This window comes from Bacillus testis (assembly GCF_001243895.1).
In the GTDB taxonomy this organism is placed as follows: domain Bacteria; phylum Bacillota; class Bacilli; order Bacillales; family DSM-1321; genus Bacillus_AD; species Bacillus_AD testis.
This window is the reverse complement of sequence record NZ_LN851186.1, coordinates 230,583-249,846: the sequence shown is the minus strand read 5'-3', so window position 1 is coordinate 249,846 and position 19,264 is coordinate 230,583. Positions and strand designations below refer to the sequence as shown.

Genomic DNA, 19,264 nt, shown 5'->3' with positions numbered 1-19,264 from the left:
CGTCTTCACTTTCATATTGAAGTAAGAGCCCTAGGGATAAACAACTGCCAGCAGCCCCCATTCTTTGAATGGGGGCTTTTACTGTACAAAAAAATAGACAAGGCCTAAGGCACTTGTCTATTCATCGTACTACTACTCTATAGATTAAAGGAAAAACTGCCATCTATATCATCAGCAGCAAGTATTAGCCACGTCGGCCTCCGCGGCCTCCTCTTTTCGTTTCTGTGCTACGTTTTAGAGTTGATAAACGGTCTTCACTGTCTTTAAGGAAACGAGCCATTTTTTGCTCAAAGTTTTCTTTTACAGGGCCTCGAGAGTTATCCCGATGGCGATTATCTCTTGAACGGTTATCTCCTCTACCATGGCCATGGCGTTGTGGGCGAGGTTGATAAGATTGCTCAGGACGATCTTTAGCTTTTTTGATGGAAAGGCCGATTTTGCCGTCCTTCTCCACGTTGATAACCTTTACCTCTACTTGATCGCCGACTTTTAGGTGATCGTTAATATCTTTTACATAATTGTCAGCCACTTCACTGATATGCACAAGACCAGTAATACCCTCAGACAATTCAACGAACGCCCCAAATTTAGTAATGCCTGTTACTTTCCCTTGTAACTTGCTGCCTACTTCGATTGACATAAAAAAAATGTTCCTCCTTAAAAATGAAAAAAATCATACTTAGTTTATATTATAACGAAAGTGAAAAAACAGTGTCAACATTAGTCACTTCCATCTTCCTTTTTTGGAAGATTTAAAATGACTTCACCTTTTTGGGAAAGATAGTAGTCCCTTCTGGCAATTTTCGCAATGTAATCATCATCATTCAATTTGACGATTTCCTCTTCTAGCGACTGTTTCTGCTTTTTCAGATCGGCTAGTTTTTTTTCCACCTGCTGTTTTTCTTCTAGTTTCTTATCAATTGCCGCCGATTGGCTGAACAGTGTTGAAATCGCAAAAGCCGAAAGAATGCACGCGCCGATTCCAAAGACAGCAAGGCGTCGAAATAATCCGCGCTTCTTCTTGGTATGCAGCTGTTGGCTATACTCATGTTGCTGAACGAATTCCGATTGGATCTTAGCCACTTTCCTTTCTTTCAAGCTTCCCATTTCTTTCACTCCTTCTTATCCTTGTCCCCATTTTTCCATGTTCTATAAGTTCTTTGTATATAATTCTTCGTCCGCTTCAAAAATCCTCTACCTCGATTATATAACGAAATTGCTTTGGTAGTGAATGGTTTCGGCAATAATTTACATATTAGCCCCATTATCCACACAATTGGTGCAAAGAAAACCCGGATGATCAACCATATTATACGCAAAATAGTTCGAAAAAAAGAGAAAAGTAATCTCCCCAAAAAGGTCACAATCGCAACAATGGCCAAAAAAATGCCGACAATCGGTTTGACGATCAAGAGATGGAGCAACTTTTTCAAAAATGCATACGTTTCTTTTATGCATATAATAACGGCGTGCAAAACGAGCATGTACCCTTTTTTCAAAAGCGACTGGTAAGCAGCAAAGCCGCATACCAGCGCCAAAAAAGCATAAAAACGCAATTCTCCTTGATTAACGAACAGTAAAATATAGAAGACCGCAACCGCCTGGACCAGCCAAAAAAGGATATCATGAATAAAGACAACGACTCTGCCTCTTACCGGCCTTTTCAGGAATAACTGATACGTATCTAAAGAAGCTCCAAAGCAAGCTCCCATGCCAATCATGGACAGCAAAGTATACAACTGTGTAGTCAGCGTCATTTGAACAGCTTGCCAAAGAACCCTTTGGCTTTATCCCCTGATGGCTCATCCACATAAACCAGATCATAAATCTTCCCTTTGATCGATACAATTCCGCTATCGACATCGAGATTCTTCATCTGCAGATTTTCGCCTTTTATAGCCAGGAAGCCCATGCTTGTCTCCAATAAAAACTCTTCATTATCAAAGCTTTCAACCTGTTTGACACCTGTTATTTCAAGCAGCTTCCTTCCACGCATGACAACATCATGCTCCGGTGCTGTATTTCGCGTTCTATTCAGATCTGTTTGATCATTGAATTGGTTGTTCATCCTAAAGCCTCCTGTACACTCTTTTTGTACAAGTGTATGAATGCCGGATAGAAATTAGAACATGGCCCCAATCCTAGAAATCTTCGTGCTTCACTTTTTCTTCTTTCACAACACTATACATATCGGCAGCTTCTTCTTTCCTTACAGTCTCCTGTAATTTCTCGATACGGACTGTAACCAGCTTCTGGCCGAACTGAATGAACAGTTCATCGCCGACTTTTACATTTGAACTCGCTTTGGCAGGCAATCCATTTATGCTGATCCGTCCTTTATCCGCGACTTCCTTAGCCAGTGTTCTTCTTTTAATTAATCGTGATACTTTCAGGAATTTATCTAACCGCATGTTTTTTCCCCCTTTTATAGTCCTTTAAACTTCGCTTCGTTCCACCACTGATCAAGCTGCTCTAAAGAATATTCATTGAGCGGCTTTTCAGCGGCTTGTTCAATATAGCGGAACCGATTTAAAAACTTTCTGTTCGCTTGGTATAAGGCCTCTTCCGGATATAAGCCGTGGAAGCGCGCAATATTAACAAGCGAAAACAGGATATCGCCATACTCTAACTGCAGGGCATCCTGATTGTCGCCCTTCACTGCTTCTTGATGGAACTCTTCCATTTCTTCTTTCACTTTTTCCCATGCCTGTTGTGCTTCCGGCCAATCAAAACCGACTTTAGCGGCTCTTTTTTGGTATTCGTAGGCAATCAAAAGCTGCGGCAAGGATTGTTCCACTCCATCAAGGATGGAAGATGCTTCAGGACGTGAAGATGATTCTTGCTGTTTGATCGCATCCCAGTTCGCTTTAACCTCCTCGACGCTTGAGACAGTACGGTCGCCAAACACATGTGGATGCCTTCTAATCATTTTTTCGGACAATGACTCTATCACATCCTCGATACTGAACATCCCTTCATCCTCGGCAATTTGGGCATGCAGCAGCACTTGCAACAATACGTCACCCAGCTCGCCAATCATGCCGTCCGGATCATCTTGGTCAATCGCATCCAATAATTCATACGCTTCTTCCAATAGATATTTCTTCAAGCTCTCATGGGTCTGCTTCTGGTCCCAAGGGCAGCCGCCAGGACCGCGCAATGCGGCAATGATGCTTCGCGCTTGAGTGAATTCTTTTAGTAGCATTGTTTCCTCTTTAACCGGCGGAACATATACCGATGTCAAATTGCTTAGCTCCGCTTCCCGGTCCAATTCATACAGCGGAAGCCATTTTACTGTCTCTTTTGCGCTTCCTGCTGCTGTGACAAGCGCCACTTGGTAATCATCGCTGTATTTTTCCATCAGCGTCAATTTTACATTGGATGCAATGAACCCATCGTATACCTGGCCGATGATTAAATGCTGTGTCATTTGCAATTCATCCCGGTGAAGAGCCGTCCCATCAAGAAGCTGGAATCCATCGATAGGGTCCATTTTCACCGCTTGAAATAGAGGGTCGAGGAAACTTTGCCCTCCCTCAACCTTTATCTCTATACCCTGTTCGGGTCCTTTAGATAGCAACAGCTGCACGGTCATTTCAGCCACCATCGGATGGCCCGGCACCGTATAAACAATATCTTTCTCTTTTGCCAAAGAGATCAACGTATCGCTTATTTCATCATACACTTCCGGAAATGTATCATACTTCTCATAAACGGAATCAAAACTATGGAACTTAATTCCTTCTTCTTGCAACGTTTCAATAACAGGGTGATCGAGGGTTCTTGTCCAGCATGAGCCAGCGGCCTGTAGCTGCTTATAAACGCCCATCGTCAGCTGATCGATATCACCTGCACCCAATCCCAATATTTTAATAGTATGTGTCATGTGTTATCTCCTATTTCTTTTTTGGCAAAAAACGCGCTAGTTTGCCCCCTAAAGGCAACAACGCTAACTCCGCTTCCGATAGCAGTCGGCCGCGCAGAATGGCCGTAATATACACGAATGCGCCGGTAAGCACCGAGATGATGGCCTGTAGAAAAGACCACATCCGCCCGTCTCCTATGCTTTGCCCTATCTGATGGAATAAAATCCCTTCTCCGACTAAAACAATCGACATCAGAAAAACGGCCAATGCAATCACTTTTAATGATCTGCGAACGATTAAAGGCCGCCGGTAAAGATGCCCAAGCAACAACAAGAGGGCAAGAGCCATTACAACGAAGGAAGACGTTGTAGAGATAGCAGCCCCCATAATGCCGAGCGAAGGGATCAGCAAGAACATCAATATCCCTTTGAACACCAGTCCGGCTGCAATAATGCCGAGCGAATAAAATGATTTTCCCAGGCTTTGCAGAACGAACATGCCTGTCATCACAATTGAACAGAACAGGATGGAAACCACCAGCACCGAGAGCTCGACGCTACCGTTCCCATCTGTAAACAAAGCAATATTAACAGGTTTTACAATCCAAAACAAACCTACGGCTGCCGCTGTTCCGAGCATGAGGCTCAATCGGAATGTAAGCTCTGTGTAATAATGGACTTCCTTCCATCTATTCTGCTGCAAATACTTTGAAATCAGCGGGATGACTGTCAATGACAGGGCGATAATAGCGGAGGTTCCCAAGTGGAGAAGCGGCTGCCCACGGTCATAGATGCCCTTCATCTTTTGGGCTTCTGCTGGCTCGATGCCGGCAGATACGAGCTCCGGATATAAAATAAGGGCATCCAAAAACTGAATAAAGACTAAAATCAGCGAACTGACCGCAAACAGCAACCCCTGGACCATAATGGTCTTCATTAATGGAAAGGCGCGCTGAATCGACGGCATTTCGATTCTCGTATGCTCCACGGAGCGCTTTTTGGCATAATACCAAGCCAGAACCAGGCAACTGATGACACTTCCTGCCAAGCTCCCGAGATAGGCCCCTTGTGCTACCTCATATAATGTTAAGCTGTACTGGTAATAGACGATAGCCACAACTAAGATCAACCCGACACGAACGGATTGTTCCGCCACTTGCGAAACCGCGGTCGGGACCATTTCTCCCCTACCTTGAAAGAGGCCTTTCAGAATAGAAGTGAAAGGGATGAGCAGGAACAGAAAAGAAACCAGCTTAATGGATGGCTTCAAACCAGGATCATTCATCAGGCCTGCAATAGGCCCACTGCCGAAAAAGAAAATCAAAAATAGGGCCAGTGAAATAACAGCCGTTGTAAACCAAGAAGCCAGCACAATGTCGCCACGTGAATAGCCTTTTTGTTCTGGTCTGCTCTCTGCCAGCAATTTCGAAATAATTGCGGGAAATCCATATGTAGAAAGAACAAGCGCAAGCGAGTAAATAGGATACACTTGCTGATATATATAAAAACCGACATCTCCAACGATATTTTGGTACGGAACTCTATAAACCGCGCTCAACAGCTTTACGATGACAGCTGAAAAAGTAAGAATAAAAGCACCGCGCAAAAACGTTTTCGAAAGGTCTTGAGCTCTCTTCAAGCTGCGATCGACTCCCTTCCTTCAAGGAAAACATTCGCCAATAGTATACCATATCCAAGCTCTTCCCCTATATCAATGGCCCATCCTCCCTCTCCCCATATATAACAAAAAGGACAGCAACTGCCGTCCTTTTCCATACACGTTATTTGATTAAGATTCCATTTGGCGTGCAAGGAAACCAGCAGCTGTTTCAACAGCTTTGCGTTCCACTTCGCCAAGAGTACCTTCCTTGGAGAAAATAACGACAGCACCAATTGGATCGCCGTTCGCTACGATTGGAGCAATCGTATAAGATTGGATTTCTTCAGTGAAACCATCCACCAATGAAATTTGGGCTTTTTGCGTCTCCAATATAGGGTTGCGGTCTTCCATTACACTTTCAAGCAAATCAGAAATGCTTCTGTTCAAATAATCTTTTTTAGAGCCGCCTGCGACAGTGATGTATGTATCTCTATCGCAAATCAGCACCGGGTTACCAAGGCTGTCATATAGAGCTTCTGCATATTCCTTCGCAAAATCACTTAACTCAGAAATTGGAGAATACTTTTTCAAAATAACTTCTCCATCGCGATCAACGAAAATTTCCAATGGGTCTCCCTCACGGATACGAAGGGTCCTGCGGATTTCTTTAGGAATGACAACTCGTCCTAAATCATCTATACGACGTACGATACCAGTTGCTTTCATCTTATGTTGCCTCACTTTCTGCTATTTGTTTTTGGTTATAATACCAATATTAGTATAAGCATCCATAACCTCAGTAGACTTAGTATTTTTGTAAGCCCTACGTTCTATTCACCAGGAAAAATATTTTTGTAATATATTTTATCCTACTTATATTTCAACATGAATTTGTTCTCTCTGCAACCATAATTTAATATTACTGGTTAACTTTATCCTTTTTTACATCCTTCAGTCCCTTGACAAGGTTCTCTAACGTCTTCAACCAATCATTAGAGTCCACATTGCGGATTGGCAGCGTAATTTTAAGACGCTTCCCTTCCATCCCCAATCCTGCTCTCCGTTCGATTTTGCTTGTCACCTGAAAAACCTTTGGACCATCGATTTGGCCGCTTGCTTCCTCTGAAACTAAAAGGATGATTTCCTGTTTCACTTGTTTGATGGATTCCACATGCGCACGGTTGGCATGGACCTTAATGGCAGCGATTTTCAACAAATACTCGACTTCAATCGGATATTCGCCGAAACGGTCCATCAATTCTTCTCTCAATTCTTCTATTTCATCCAATGTTGTTAAGCCTCTGAAACGCTTATACATTTCAATTTTTTGATTGCCATCCACAATATATGCATCCGGAATGTAAGCATCCAATTGAACATCGATTTCAACCTGGTGATGCTGTTCTTCAGGAGCATCCTCCATCCGTTGGTCAATTGCTTCTTTAAGCATTTGCGAATAAAGATCAAAACCGACAGAATCAATGAATCCATGCTGCTCTGCACCCAATAGGTTGCCCGCTCCCCTGATCGATAAGTCGCGCATAGCAATTTTAAACCCTGAGCCCAGTTCAGTGAATTCCTTGATCGCCTGGAGTCTCCGTTCAGCTACTTCCGTTAGCACTTTGTCCTTGCGGTAAGTAAAGTAGGCATAAGCCACTCTGTTCGAACGCCCGACACGGCCGCGCAGCTGATAAAGCTGTGACAGTCCCATTTTATCCGCATCATGCACGATAATGGTATTGACATTCGGAATATCTACACCCGTTTCAATGATGGTCGTAGAGACAAGCACATCGTACTCACCCTCCAAGAAGCCAATCATAACGGTCTCCAGCTCCCGCTCTGTCATTCGCCCATGAGCATAGGCGACACGGGCATCGGGCACTAAAATGGAAATTTCTTCTGCTTTTCTTGCTATATCCTCTACCCGGTTGTATAGGAAGTAAACCTGGCCATCCCTTGCCAATTCACGCTCGATCGCTTCCCGGACAAGTACGCCGTTATACTCCATTACATACGTCTGCACAGGGAATCTGTTTTCAGGCGGCGTTTCAATAACCGATAAATCCCGGACGCCCAGCATGGACATATGGAGTGTCCGTGGAATAGGTGTCGCTGTCAATGTGAGAACATCGATATTAGCCTTCAACTGCTTAATTTTCTCTTTATGCGTCACGCCGAACCGTTGCTCTTCATCTATAATGAGCAATCCCAAGTCACGGTATTGAATATCTTTTGACAGTAAGCGGTGTGTTCCAATGATTAAATCGATTGTTCCTGCTTTCAGCCCTTTTAAGGTCTCTGTTTGCTCTTTTTTCGTTTTAAAACGGTTCAAGATATCAATTGTGATCGGGTAATCCTGAAAGCGCTCTAGTATCGTTTCATAATGTTGTTGGGCAAGGATTGTGGTAGGGACTAATAAAGCGACCTGCTTGCCGTCCGCTATCGCCTTAAAGGCTGCACGGATGGCTACCTCTGTTTTCCCATATCCCACATCTCCGCATAATAGCCGGTCCATCGGTCTCTCTCGTTCCATGTCCTTTTTGATTTCCTCGATGGAACGCAGTTGGTCCTCTGTTTCTTTATAAGGGAATGCCATTTCAAAATCCCTCTGCATATCGCCATCAGGAGAGAATGCATAGCCTTTGGATGCTTCCCGTTCGGCATATAGCTTAATCAAATCGTCAGCAATATCCTGTACGGACTTCTGTACTTTATTTTTCACACGTTTCCAGTCGCTGCCGCCCAATTTGTACAGTTTGGGTTCTTTTCCCTCGGAGGCTACATATTTTTGCACAAGGTCAATTTGGTCAACCGGGACATAAAGTTGGTCGGACCCTTGATAGCTTATATTCAGATAATCTTTATGCACGCCATTAATATCAAGCGTCTCAATCCCAAGATATTTACCGATCCCATGGTTGACATGCACTACATAATCGCCGACATTCAATTCAGAATAGCTTTTAATGCGCTCCGCATTTGAAATTTTTTGTCTGCGCGTCGATTTTTTTGTTTTCTTATTGAACAATTCCTGTTCGGTAATAACAGCCAGCTTTTGCATCGGCAATTCAAAGCCGGTATGCAGATTGCCCTTGGCTATCTGGATTTTCCCTTCGAGGATTTTACTCGAATCAGATAACTCTGCCGCTTCCACTTCATAGTCTTCGAGAACGCGTCTCAGCTTGTTCATTCGTTCTTCATCAGGGCCCAAGATGACAACGGAGTACTTACTCTTCTTCCACCGCTCGACTTCTGTCTTGAATACATTCATCTGTCCATGGAAATTCTGCATTTGCTTGCAGGTTACATTGATGATGTTTTGCGGGTTGGTATGTGGAACATGCCGCAGAAAAAGGGAAAGATAGATCATTTTTTTCGGCGAAGATGTAATCAGTTCCTGGAAGGAATAGGCCAACTTAACGTCATGAATGATTTCACCGTCACTTAACAGATTTGTGAACCACTCCATTTCTTCCTTCTCAAGACTGGATGCGATTTCTTGGATGCGGCTGATTTCATCCAGAAAAACTAAACCGCTTTCTGGTAAATAGTCTATTAAACTAGCTGGCTTCTCATAGGCCAGTGACGTGTATTTGAATAGATCATCCAAGCGGATTCCCGATTTGATTTTGTCGATCTCCGCTCCGATAGTATGCAACATACTATTCTTCGTTGCTTCATTTCGAACTTTTTTCAGGCTGCTGCGCAACCCATCATCCAGCAATTCGGTCATGCGGGACAAGTGCTCAGGCTCCAAAAGAAGCTCAGTGGCAGGGCCGATTAACACATGTTCAATTTTCTGCAAGGATTTCTGCGATTCGATTGAAAATGTCCGGATTGAATCAATTTCCGTATCAAACAACTCAATCCGGAAAGGATCGCTCTCAGTCAGTGGGAAGATATCAATGATGCCGCCCCGCACACTGAATTCTCCTGGTGCCGAAATCATTTCTGTCCTGCTATAACCCATAAGGACAAAATCATTGACTGCTGACTCCAAATCAATCTCGTCTCCCACTTTAAAGGAGCGCTGATATTTCTTCCATAATGCCTTTGGAGGCAGCAACTTACGGAATCCGCCCATCGGCACAATGACGACTCCCTTAGGATGCCGGGTCCAATAATCCAACACTTCAACCCTTTGGGATTTCATTTCAGGACTGGCAATGCTCAGCTCTGCTGCAATCAGCTCATTCGCCGGATAAAGAAGGACTTCATCTTCCGGGATGAACGAAGTCATGTCTTCGTATAATTTTTGCGCCTGCAAAAGATTATAGGTCACAACAAGGATCGGACGGTGCGTCTTTTGATAGACAGATGAAATAAACATAGCTCTTGAAGATCCCGAGAGCCCCGCAATTAATTGTTCATGCAGCCCCTCATCTAAGCCGTTCAATATAGACTGCATATCTTCATTTTGAAGTAAGACCTGGTTTAAAGCATTCATAGCTAATTTCCCCCTATAACAAAAGCGCCGGACGCACTGCTTACCACAGACTTAAACAACGCCGCTAAACAAAAGCCTTGGCGATGAAGAACTGGGATTTTGGCGTCCTGGGCTCGATCATGTACCATCTATTCAAATTTAATTAATATTTACAGTAATTTCTCTACGACCATCGTAGTACAAACGGAAAAATGCTTTGGAATCATTCCAAAGCTCAAAACTTATTGAATAATATATTCGTATCCATGTAAATTTGGATTAAAGCGCAAAGCTTCCTGGCAATCTTCACATATGACGGAAATAGAGATACTCCCTTGCTCATCATAGCTGATCAGATTATTCTGCTCTTCCGGCGACAACTGAAGGACGCCAAGTCTTTTAAAATCCACCTGTTCTGCAGGCAGAAAACCTAACCCCGTATGGCAGTGTCGGCATTCATATTTGATGACCATGCACAGAACCCCTTTACAGTTTTTACGGTTAGTATGCACTGCTTCAGGGGTATCTTATTCACTATATGCCAAAATTAATTATATATATTCATGACTTGCAAAAATGGCTTCTCTAAAAAAGCCTCACATGCTTCTCCGGACTTCTTGATGACAGGGGCAAGCTCTGCCCACTCTTCTTTCTGGAATCTTCCCAATACGTAATTGACAACGCTCATCCCATTCTGCGGACGGCCGATGCCTATGCGGATCCGGTTGAATTGCTGGGTACCCAGTTGGGAAATAATCGATTTAATGCCGTTATGCCCGCCAGCTCTCCCTTTTTGGCGCAATCTTAATTTGCCTACCGCTAAATCAAGATCATCATATAAAACAACCAAATCTTCCACATCGATTTTGAAGTAATCCATAACCGCCCTTATGCTTTCTCCCGACAGATTCATATATGTCAAAGGTTTAAGGAGAATGACTTTCTCACCGTTTACATAGCCGGCCCCGTATAGGCCCTTGTGCTTGGCTTCTGTCAAAGGGATATTCCATTCGCGCGACAATTCATCGATCACTTCAAAACCGATGTTATGTCTTGTTCTTTCATATTCTTTCCCCGGATTGCCCAACCCTACTAGTAGTTTCATGCTTTATTCTCACTCCAAAAGATCATTCGTATTGTTTAGTAATGCTAGTGTATGTCTATTTTACAATTGCTTATACCTATTATTTACAATGAAATAATCATCAATAGAAACAAAGACGTAACCTGTAAAAGTTACGTCTTTTTCATTATAACACGATTATACAATTTATGGCTTGATTGGCTATTAAGAGTTTACTTCTTCTGTTGGCTCTACAGCTGCCGCTGCTTCATCTTCCTCTGTATCCTCAGCCAAGCGAGGGGCAAGGACTGTGGCGATCACTTCTTCATCGTCATTGTTGATCTCTACAGAGACGTTTTTGCGGATATCGCCCACCGTTACAGTGTCGCCGATCGATAAGGATGAAATATCCACAGTGATGTTTTCAGGCAAATCAGTCGGTCTTGCTGTCACAGAGACTTCATAGAGAGTCTGTTGCAAGATGCCGCCTTCATCCTTAACGCCGCTTGCTGTTCCTTCAAGCACCAATGTAACATCGGCTTCCAATTTTTTATTGAGATTGACGGCTAAGAAATCAGCATGGATAAATTTGTTGTCCAAATAATCATACTGATAGTCCGTCAACATTACATTTTTCTTTTGGTTGCCCACTGCAAGTTCAATGACTCCGTTACGGCCCACAGCTTTAAGAGTCTTAGACAATTCTGTGGCATCCACTTCAACCGGCGTGCTTTCCATATTTGCGCCGTATACAACCGCTGGAATACTTCCTTTCTTGCGGATAGACACTACATTCGAATGTTTAAATTCTTTTCTCTCTTGCGCTTTTAGTGTTTCACTCATACAAAACACACCTTCCTGAAATTGATCTTTATATACTTCTACATTATTGACCTTCCCTTTATGGTGTAGTATCTAAACATAAAAATGAACATTATTGTTGTATTTTTTAAACAGCTATTCCGGAAGACCTCTTTGAGGGCGTCCAATAAGCGAACAAACCAAGGACAAACTCGTGATATTTGCAGAGTTTATTGCGGACCAAAAACAAGGGGCATATGAAATGCAGGCATGTGGCATCACTTCCAACAAACAATATCAAAAATAAAAAACAGGTGAAGAAAAACGATTCGTCTTTCTTCACCTGTTTTCATTTTAGGGCTATATTAAAGCCCACTTTTTATCAATCAACCGAATAAAGTGCTGACTGATTGATCTTCGTATACGCGGACAATTGCTTCAGCAAGCAATGGCGCAACAGAAAGCTCAACAACTTTATCGATTTTTTTCTCTTCAGGAAGCGCGATTGAATTCGTCACAACCAATTCCTTGATTTGGGAATTTTGGATGCGTTCAATGGCAGGGCCTGACAGGACAGGATGCGTACAGCAAGCATACACTTCAGCAGCGCCATTCTCCACTAATGCATTGGCAGCCAGCGTGATTGTACCAGCTGTATCGATGATGTCATCGATAAGGATTGCTGTCTTGCCTTCAATATTCCCAACGATATTCATGACTTCCGCCACGTTTGGTCTCGGACGGCGTTTATCAATGATGGCAATTGGCGCTTTCAGACGGTCAGCCATCTTACGGGCACGAGTAACACCACCGTGGTCAGGAGACACGATTACAATATCCTCTAGATTTTTCTTCTCGAAATAATCGGAAAGGATAGGAACACCCATCAAATGGTCAATCAGTATGTCAAAGAATCCTTGAATTTGTGGTGCATGCAAATCTAAAGAAATTACGCGATATGCTCCAGCAGTCTCTAATAAATTAGCGACAAGTTTTGCGGTGATCGGTTCGCGGGCGCGTGCCTTACGGTCTTGGCGCGCATAACCGTAGTATGGAATAACTACATTGATTGTCTTAGCTGAAGCACGTTTCAGGGCATCAATCATGATAAGTAGTTCCATCAAATGTTCATTTACAGGTTGGCTAGTCGATTGGATGACGAAAACATCGCAACCACGGATACTTTCTTCAATATTGATTTGAATTTCACCATCACTGAAGTGTGTAACAGAGCATTTCCCTAACTCCACACCGATGCATTTTGCGATTTCTTCTGCTAATCCGCGATTTGAATTCAGTGAAAACACCTTTAAATTCGGATCAAGATACTGATTTGACATGATGAACCTCCATAGTTTATTTATTATAATTTAATTTACTAGCGTAATTTTCTTTATTTACTTGGCGTGCGCGTGCAATTGACAGTGCATTGCCCGGTACATCGTCAGTGATCGTTGAACCTGCTGCGATATAGGCACCTTCACCGATTGTGACAGGGGCAATCAGATTTGAATTGCATCCAACGAATACACCATCTTCTATCTTAGTTAGGAATTTATTCTTCCCATCGTAATTAACTGTTATGGATCCGCAGCCTACGTTTACGCCTGCTCCGATTTCCGCATCGCCTAAATAGCTTAGATGGGAGGCTTTTGAGCCATGGCCTAAAGAAGCCTTTTTGATTTCGACAAAGTTCCCTACTTTTACGTTATCGCTTAGTTGCGATTGTGGTCTGATATGGGCGAAAGGACCAATCGTCACTTTCGATCCGATCACACTGTCATGGGCTACTGATTGGCAGATGGACGATGCATCTCCAACGACACAATTAGCAATTTCCGTATTCGGTCCGATGATGCAATCAGAGCCAATCTTGCTTCCTGCTTTGATGGTTGTGCCTGGATAGATGATGGTATCCTGGCCAATGACAACATCACTTTCAATATACGTATTGGCTGGATCAATCAGCGTAACGCCATTTCTCATATGGGCCGTATTAATTCGCTCTTTCATGATACTTTCAGCTTGCGAAAGAGCCACCCGGTCGTTAACACCTAATGTTTCTTCAAAATCGTCTGTTTGATAGGCAGAAACGATTTCGCCTTCAGACTTGAGAATTCCAATGACATCAGGCAAATAATACTCGCCTTGTGCGTTGTCATTAGAGACTTTCTTTAGAGCAGAAAAAAGAGCTTCATTGTCAAAACAGTAGGTTCCTGTATTGATTTCTCTCACTTCGCGCTCTTTCTCCGTGGCATCCTTATGTTCAACAATTTTTTCAACATAGCCTTGCTCATTGCGGATGATTCTTCCATAGCCTGTCGGATTTTCTATATGTGCAGTCAGAACGGATGCTTTCGCGCCTTGTTCTTCATGTTGCTGAATAAGGGCTTGCATGGTTTCAGGTTTAATCAACGGTGTATCTCCACAGATGACAAGAGTGGTGCCCGTTTTTCCTTCCAACAATTCTTCTGCCTGCATGACTGCATGGGCTGTACCCAATTGTTCGCTTTGCAGTGCGAAACGGGAAACACTTCCCAATTCAGCTTGGACCTTTTCGGCTCCGTGGCCAACAACTGTAACAATCTCTTGCACATCTAGCGAAGAAACATGATCAAGCACATGTTGAACCATCGGCTTGCCGCATACAGAATGAAGCACTTTATACAATTTAGACTTCATTCGAGTACCCTGCCCAGCTGCTAATACAACGGCGTAACGATTACTCATGACGTACCTCCCAGCATTTTGTATGCATTATTCCTAATATTTACAAATCATATTCATAATTATCCTTATAAAATATATCTTAAATAACAGAGGTTTTCAAGAATACACTACCATTATTCCGCTATTGTTAAATATTAACGGTTAAGCTTGGAAATTGGCGAAAGCCGAAAAAAGATGTTTTGAGGAGGAAAAGAGCGAAGGATTGATATCGAAAGGCAAAGAAAAAGAGCCTTACCAAAAAAGTAAGTAGGCTCCTGTTGTTTTGGTAGCTAGGTTTTAATTAGGAAGCTCCTGCTTCTTCTAATTCCACTGCTTCTAATCCTTCAACCTCACCAAGACGATGATATTCTGCTAAAACTGAATCTTGAATCTTTCCTCTTGTAGAAGAATTGATTGGGTGTGCAATGTCTCGGAATTCTCCATCTGGAGTTCTCTTGCTTGGCATTGCTACAAATAAACCATTGTTCCCATCGATCACTCGAATGTCATGAACTACAAATTCATTATCAAGTGTAATGGATGCAATCGCTCTCATTCGGCCATCTGTGTTGACTCTGCGTAATCTTACGTCTGTTACTTCCATCATGTACACCACCTTTAATTAATAAAAAACTTTAGAATACTATATTCAACGGTCTCTATTGAAAATCCTTCTAAAGTTGTAAAAAAATTTCTTATTTTTTCAAATAATTGTAAAAATAAGAGGTAAAGCTTAAAAACAAGGAATTATTATCCTATTTTACCATTGATAGAGCTTAATTTCTAAATAAAAGGGACAAAAATCAAAAAATTCTTTTTACTTCTTCTCTTTAATTCCAAAGAAGATACATTCTTAGCCTCAAAAAAAGAGCCCCATCTGTTCAAGATGGGGCTCTTCAAGGGGTGTGTGCTATTTCGTTCTTTCAAAATAGTTCCCTTCTGTAACCGTAATGCTTTTCTCTTTGACATCTACTTCCGCCAGCTTTAAAAGGGACAGGTATTGATCAATTAAACGTTCTTCCGTATCATCCGATTCAATCAATACAGCCACACCTGACACAGTAGCATTAAATTCCTCCAGAAGGCTTGTCATTCCATGAAGCGTTCCTCCTGCTTTCATGAAGTCATCGACCACAAGAACACGGGATCCAACCGCAAGGCTTCTTTTAGAAAGAAGCATGGTCTGTATGCGTTTGGAAGAACCAGAGATATAGTTGATGCTGACCGTCGGCCCTTCTGTCACTTTATTATCTCTGCGTACAATGACAACGGGGACATTCAAGTGATCCGCAACTGCATAAGCAATAGGGATCCCTTTTGTAGCCATGGTCATAACCACATCAATTTGGCTGTCGGCGTACGCCGATGCAATCAAGCGGCCCACTTTCTTCATGATTTGCGGGTTGCCAAGAATATCATTCATGTATAAATAGCCACCAGGCAACAACCGGTCAGGCTTTGCCAAAATTCCGCACATTTCTTCGATGAAATGCATGGCTTCCTCCTTGTTGGACCTTACGATATACTTTACGCCGCCAGCCGCTCCGGGCACAGTTATTAATGAACCGATGCCGCGTTGCTCAAATGTTTCTTTAATGATCGTTAGATCTTCACTGATAGAAGACTTAGCTGAACCATATCTTTCTGCAAAGAAAGTGAGTGGGACAAGCTGACTTGGGTGCTCTAATAAATAGTTAGTCATATCAACAAGCCGTTCACTTCGACGAAATTTCAACGCCACTCCTCCTAGTTTCCGAATATTATTATTATTATAGTACTTTAATATACGTGTTTATTCAAGTCCAGCCTGCTCACCGAGCAAACGGACCGCATGGACTTGCTCACAAAAACCTCTTAAACCGTTATAAACCCGATGAAGGCGGGAATCATACTCAACCAGCCCGAAAACTGTCGGTCCACTGCCGCTCATCAGGACCGCATCGGCTCCGAATCGCTCCATCTGGCTTTTGATATGTGAAACTTCGGGATACATCGGCAACGTGACGCTTTCCAGTACGTTTCCTACGTTTGCACAAACCTGCCGGTAATCCTGATTCTCAATTGCCTGGATCATCTTTTCCACATTGGGATGCTCTACCTTTTGAAGATCCAAACGCTTGTATACATCCGCCGTCGAAACGCCCATCACAGGCTTTGCCAATACCACCCAGCATTTAGGCGGGCTTGGAAGATGCTTTATCTTTTCTCCTCTTCCAGTCGCCAATGCTGTACCTCCATAGACACAAAAAGAGACATCCGATCCTATTTTTGAACCCAGCTCAGCTAATTCATCGAGGCTGAGGTTTAATTTCCATAGTCTATTTAATCCTCTTAACGTGGCTGCCGCATCGCTGCTTCCTCCGGCAAGCCCCGCAGCAACAGGAATATTCTTTTCTATTTTGATACCGACACCCTGTTGGATACCAAATGTCTTCTTAAGCAGCAAAGCTGCCTGATAGGCCAAATTCCGGTCATCATCCGGAACGTAACGATTATGGGAGAAGATTTTGATTTGATTATGCTTAAATTCCTCCAGCTCTATACGGTCAGCAAGATCTACCGTTGTCATGATCATCTCTACTTCATGGAATTGATCTGGCCGCTTATAGAGGACGTCTAGAGCTAAGTTAATTTTAGCCGGTGCCTTTTCCATTACCTTCACTTACGATCCACCTACTTTACGTTCTTAAAAAGTTCTTGTCCTATTTTACCATATCTACCTTTTAAAAGTGGTGTTTTTTAAAGCGGGGCTGCTTTATAAAGTGAAACTTTGATCGTTGGAGTTTTTATTCATCCCCCACCAATCGGATTCTTACGGTCGCTCGGTCTCAACTTACACTTCTTCGTTTTAATCAGTTGACATGGGGCCCTTAACGCCAATTAGAATGGGATAAAACCCATTTTCCTTTTCGTTCCGTTCATTTCCGTTATTAGTTATTACCATTTCCAAGCTATTTTTAACCCTATATGACCCCATCCGTAAAGAAGCTGACGCCATTTGCCTATCCGATATTCAACGCGGGTAGGCTTGCCTTGCTTTTGCCGTAACTCCCCAAGCATGCAACACAAAGAGCCAAAGCGTTTGCTTTGGCTCCGTTTACAGTATGATTGGTGTATTTGTTTTTACATGGATACGGCTTTGTATTAATTCTTGTTCGCCAGTTGTTGCTGGGCCATTTCAATCGCCCGTTTGACCATGTTTCCGGCATCCCTCGATTTAATTCCGCCCCAGCCTTCCTTTTGGACAACATCATAAAAACCAAGTTCTTTAGCGATTTCTGTCTTAAGCTGATCTGACATGATGCCTCTTCTACCCAAAAGCAAACATCTCCTTTTTCATACTGAAACAGTATTAGTATAAGCAAAGCCCCCGGAACTATGAATGCTTTTATAAGGCAAAAAAACAGTAAACCCAAGGTTTACTGTCAGTTTAAAGCTACCTTTCCTGCTGCTTCGTCAAAAAAGGTTAATTGTACAGTTTCTGTAAGCACATCTGCATAGCTGTAGGAGACTCTTTCGAATGCGTTCTCATCTTGGTCAAGCTCAATGACGAAAACAGACGGATAAGTTTCTGCTAGTGTCCCTAGACGCTCTACCGTTTTTCTTCTACCACCGTTCGCTTTTAAAAGGAGCCTTTTTCCTAGGTTGGAATCAAGGGCATGTTTAATATCAGCTAAAGTTTTTGGCATTTTTCGGTCCACCTCACTAAGTGTAGTATATCACATATCGGGACAAACCGTCAAACAAAATATAAAATTATATCAATATGTAATTTTGTTTGTCAATGGTTTTTGCGAATAAAATCTTTTTATATGACATTTTTTATCATCTCCACTTATCCCCAAAACTATGTGGCCGATCAAAAAGAAAGCACTCCTTGTATAGAAGTGCCATTCATATTTGATCCTCCTCCAACTGATGGAAAGGCATGCCTGTTCTCAAGACTCCCATGGTGTCGACTCCTCCAACTCCTTTTTCGCCAGTTATCGTATTACGGATGGCATCCCACACATGGATGCGCTCACTAAAAGGCGTAAAACAAACTTTGGCCACTATATAAGCGGGGTCTAAGGCATGTATATTCACCCTTGTAGGGGAACTTGCAAAATTGGCGCCCGCTGAAATAAGCGATTCAAAATGCGATTGGCAAGCCCCCGCAAAAATAACCAGTTGGTCAAGCTGCGGCACTTTTTTCCGTGCTTCCTTCACCGTTTGCATAAAATGCCAGGAATGGCGGTATGCTTGGATATCCATAATTTTGCCCTTTGCCTTCGTATAGGCATCATGGCCAGTGATGACCAAAATATCTGGACGATAAGCATCGAGCAAAGAGGAAATCCGTATAGGCATTTCTTTTTCATTGCAGTAAAGGCCGGTTACCGGTACACCTATTTTTTCATAGGCATCCATACATTTTTTTAAATAGGATGGATCACCGTCCAAATGGAGGACCCTGCCCGGCATTTGAAAGAAATCTCCCTGTTGCCTATAACCTGAACTTATGTCATACTTCCTCTTCTGCTCCAATAGCTCCATTTCCTGAGAAAACAAGGTTAAAGAACGCATTTCCCTGCTTTCGTTCTGTTTATGGTATTTTTCCCTTTCCAGCGATCCAACCTTCACTAAATCCTCAAAAGGGGCATCAGCAACCAAACGAACATCCTCCCCATAAAGAATAGCCATCTTTATGCCGGCCTGTTCTTTTATTTGGACCACCCGGAACAAAATATCACAGCCATATTTCTTTCGCCCGACAATATCACGGACAGCAATATCCATGTTCTTTTCACCTCGAGA

20 protein-coding genes are annotated in these 19,264 nt (G+C 42.8%); all 20 read right to left on the bottom strand.

What is annotated here, in order from left to right:
• Positions 1 to 184: 184 nt before the first annotated feature.
• The gene (locus tag BN1765_RS01705) at positions 185 to 640 is read right to left on the bottom strand and encodes a S1 domain-containing RNA-binding protein (RefSeq protein ID WP_050613582.1); all 456 of its coding nucleotides are present in this window, start codon (positions 638 to 640) and stop codon (positions 185 to 187) included.
• Positions 641 to 720: 80 nt separating this feature from the next.
• Complete coding sequence (locus BN1765_RS01700) at positions 721 to 1,107, bottom strand: FtsB family cell division protein (protein WP_050613581.1); 387 nt, start codon at positions 1,105 to 1,107, stop codon at positions 721 to 723.
• A gap of 5 nt (positions 1,108 to 1,112) precedes the next feature.
• Complete coding sequence (yabQ, locus tag BN1765_RS01695) at positions 1,113 to 1,757, bottom strand: spore cortex biosynthesis protein YabQ (protein WP_050613580.1); 645 nt, start codon at positions 1,755 to 1,757, stop codon at positions 1,113 to 1,115.
• A complete protein-coding gene (gene yabP, locus BN1765_RS01690) occupies positions 1,754 to 2,068 on the bottom strand; it encodes a sporulation protein YabP (protein ID WP_050613579.1) in 315 nt (104 codons plus the stop codon). Before yabP ends, yabQ begins: the two co-directional genes overlap by 4 nt.
• Before the next feature lie 73 nt (positions 2,069 to 2,141).
• A complete protein-coding gene (locus BN1765_RS01685) occupies positions 2,142 to 2,411 on the bottom strand; it encodes an RNA-binding S4 domain-containing protein (protein WP_050613578.1) in 270 nt (89 codons plus the stop codon).
• Between the two features lie 14 nt (positions 2,412 to 2,425).
• A complete protein-coding gene (gene yabN, locus BN1765_RS01680; protein ID WP_050613577.1) occupies positions 2,426 to 3,886 on the bottom strand; it encodes a bifunctional methyltransferase/pyrophosphohydrolase YabN in 1,461 nt (486 codons plus the stop codon).
• 10 nt (positions 3,887 to 3,896) lie between these two features.
• Complete coding sequence (locus tag BN1765_RS01675; RefSeq protein WP_050613576.1) at positions 3,897 to 5,504, bottom strand: putative polysaccharide biosynthesis protein; 1,608 nt, start codon at positions 5,502 to 5,504, stop codon at positions 3,897 to 3,899.
• Positions 5,505 to 5,654: 150 nt separating this feature from the next.
• Entirely contained in the window at positions 5,655 to 6,191 is a 537-nt protein-coding gene (spoVT, locus tag BN1765_RS01670; protein WP_050613575.1) for a stage V sporulation protein T, read from the bottom strand.
• A gap of 193 nt (positions 6,192 to 6,384) precedes the next feature.
• A complete protein-coding gene (gene mfd, locus BN1765_RS01665) occupies positions 6,385 to 9,915 on the bottom strand; it encodes a transcription-repair coupling factor (protein WP_050613574.1) in 3,531 nt (1,176 codons plus the stop codon).
• 221 nt (positions 9,916 to 10,136) lie between these two features.
• A complete protein-coding gene (locus tag BN1765_RS01660) occupies positions 10,137 to 10,367 on the bottom strand; it encodes an anti-sigma-F factor Fin (RefSeq protein ID WP_050613573.1) in 231 nt (76 codons plus the stop codon).
• Positions 10,368 to 10,441: 74 nt separating this feature from the next.
• Entirely contained in the window at positions 10,442 to 10,999 is a 558-nt protein-coding gene (gene pth / locus BN1765_RS01655) for an aminoacyl-tRNA hydrolase (RefSeq protein WP_050613572.1), read from the bottom strand.
• A 183-nt stretch (positions 11,000 to 11,182) separates the two neighbouring features.
• Complete coding sequence (locus BN1765_RS01650; RefSeq protein ID WP_050613571.1) at positions 11,183 to 11,800, bottom strand: 50S ribosomal protein L25/general stress protein Ctc; 618 nt, start codon at positions 11,798 to 11,800, stop codon at positions 11,183 to 11,185.
• Between the two features lie 344 nt (positions 11,801 to 12,144).
• Positions 12,145 to 13,098, bottom strand: coding sequence for a ribose-phosphate diphosphokinase (locus tag BN1765_RS01645; RefSeq protein WP_050613570.1), 954 nt, complete (start codon positions 13,096 to 13,098; stop codon positions 12,145 to 12,147).
• Positions 13,099 to 13,114: 16 nt separating this feature from the next.
• Entirely contained in the window at positions 13,115 to 14,488 is a 1,374-nt protein-coding gene (gene glmU, locus BN1765_RS01640; RefSeq protein WP_050613569.1) for a bifunctional UDP-N-acetylglucosamine diphosphorylase/glucosamine-1-phosphate N-acetyltransferase GlmU, read from the bottom strand.
• Positions 14,489 to 14,768: 280 nt separating this feature from the next.
• On the bottom strand, positions 14,769 to 15,071 hold the full coding sequence (spoVG, locus tag BN1765_RS01635) for a septation regulator SpoVG (protein ID WP_050613568.1): 303 nt from the start codon (positions 15,069 to 15,071) through the stop codon (positions 14,769 to 14,771).
• A 306-nt stretch (positions 15,072 to 15,377) separates the two neighbouring features.
• Positions 15,378 to 16,202 carry a pur operon repressor gene (gene purR, locus BN1765_RS01630; RefSeq protein ID WP_050613567.1) on the bottom strand — a complete coding sequence of 275 codons (825 nt, stop codon included), beginning with the start codon at positions 16,200 to 16,202 and terminating at the stop codon, positions 15,378 to 15,380.
• Between the two features lie 57 nt (positions 16,203 to 16,259).
• Positions 16,260 to 17,129, bottom strand: a complete 870-nt coding sequence (gene ispE / locus BN1765_RS01625; RefSeq protein WP_050613566.1) for a 4-(cytidine 5'-diphospho)-2-C-methyl-D-erythritol kinase — start codon at positions 17,127 to 17,129, stop codon at positions 16,260 to 16,262.
• A gap of 482 nt (positions 17,130 to 17,611) precedes the next feature.
• Positions 17,612 to 17,785: a small, acid-soluble spore protein, alpha/beta type gene (locus BN1765_RS01620; RefSeq protein ID WP_050613565.1), complete on the bottom strand. Its 174-nt coding sequence runs from the start codon at positions 17,783 to 17,785 to the stop codon at positions 17,612 to 17,614.
• A 107-nt stretch (positions 17,786 to 17,892) separates the two neighbouring features.
• Positions 17,893 to 18,156: a biofilm formation stimulator Veg gene (gene veg / locus BN1765_RS01615; RefSeq protein WP_050613564.1), complete on the bottom strand. Its 264-nt coding sequence runs from the start codon at positions 18,154 to 18,156 to the stop codon at positions 17,893 to 17,895.
• Positions 18,157 to 18,361: 205 nt separating this feature from the next.
• Positions 18,362 to 19,246 (bottom strand): sporulation peptidase YabG, encoded by an 885-nt coding sequence (gene yabG / locus BN1765_RS01610; RefSeq protein ID WP_050613563.1) that lies wholly within the window; start codon positions 19,244 to 19,246, stop codon positions 18,362 to 18,364.
• Between the last annotated feature and the right edge of the window lie 18 nt (positions 19,247 to 19,264).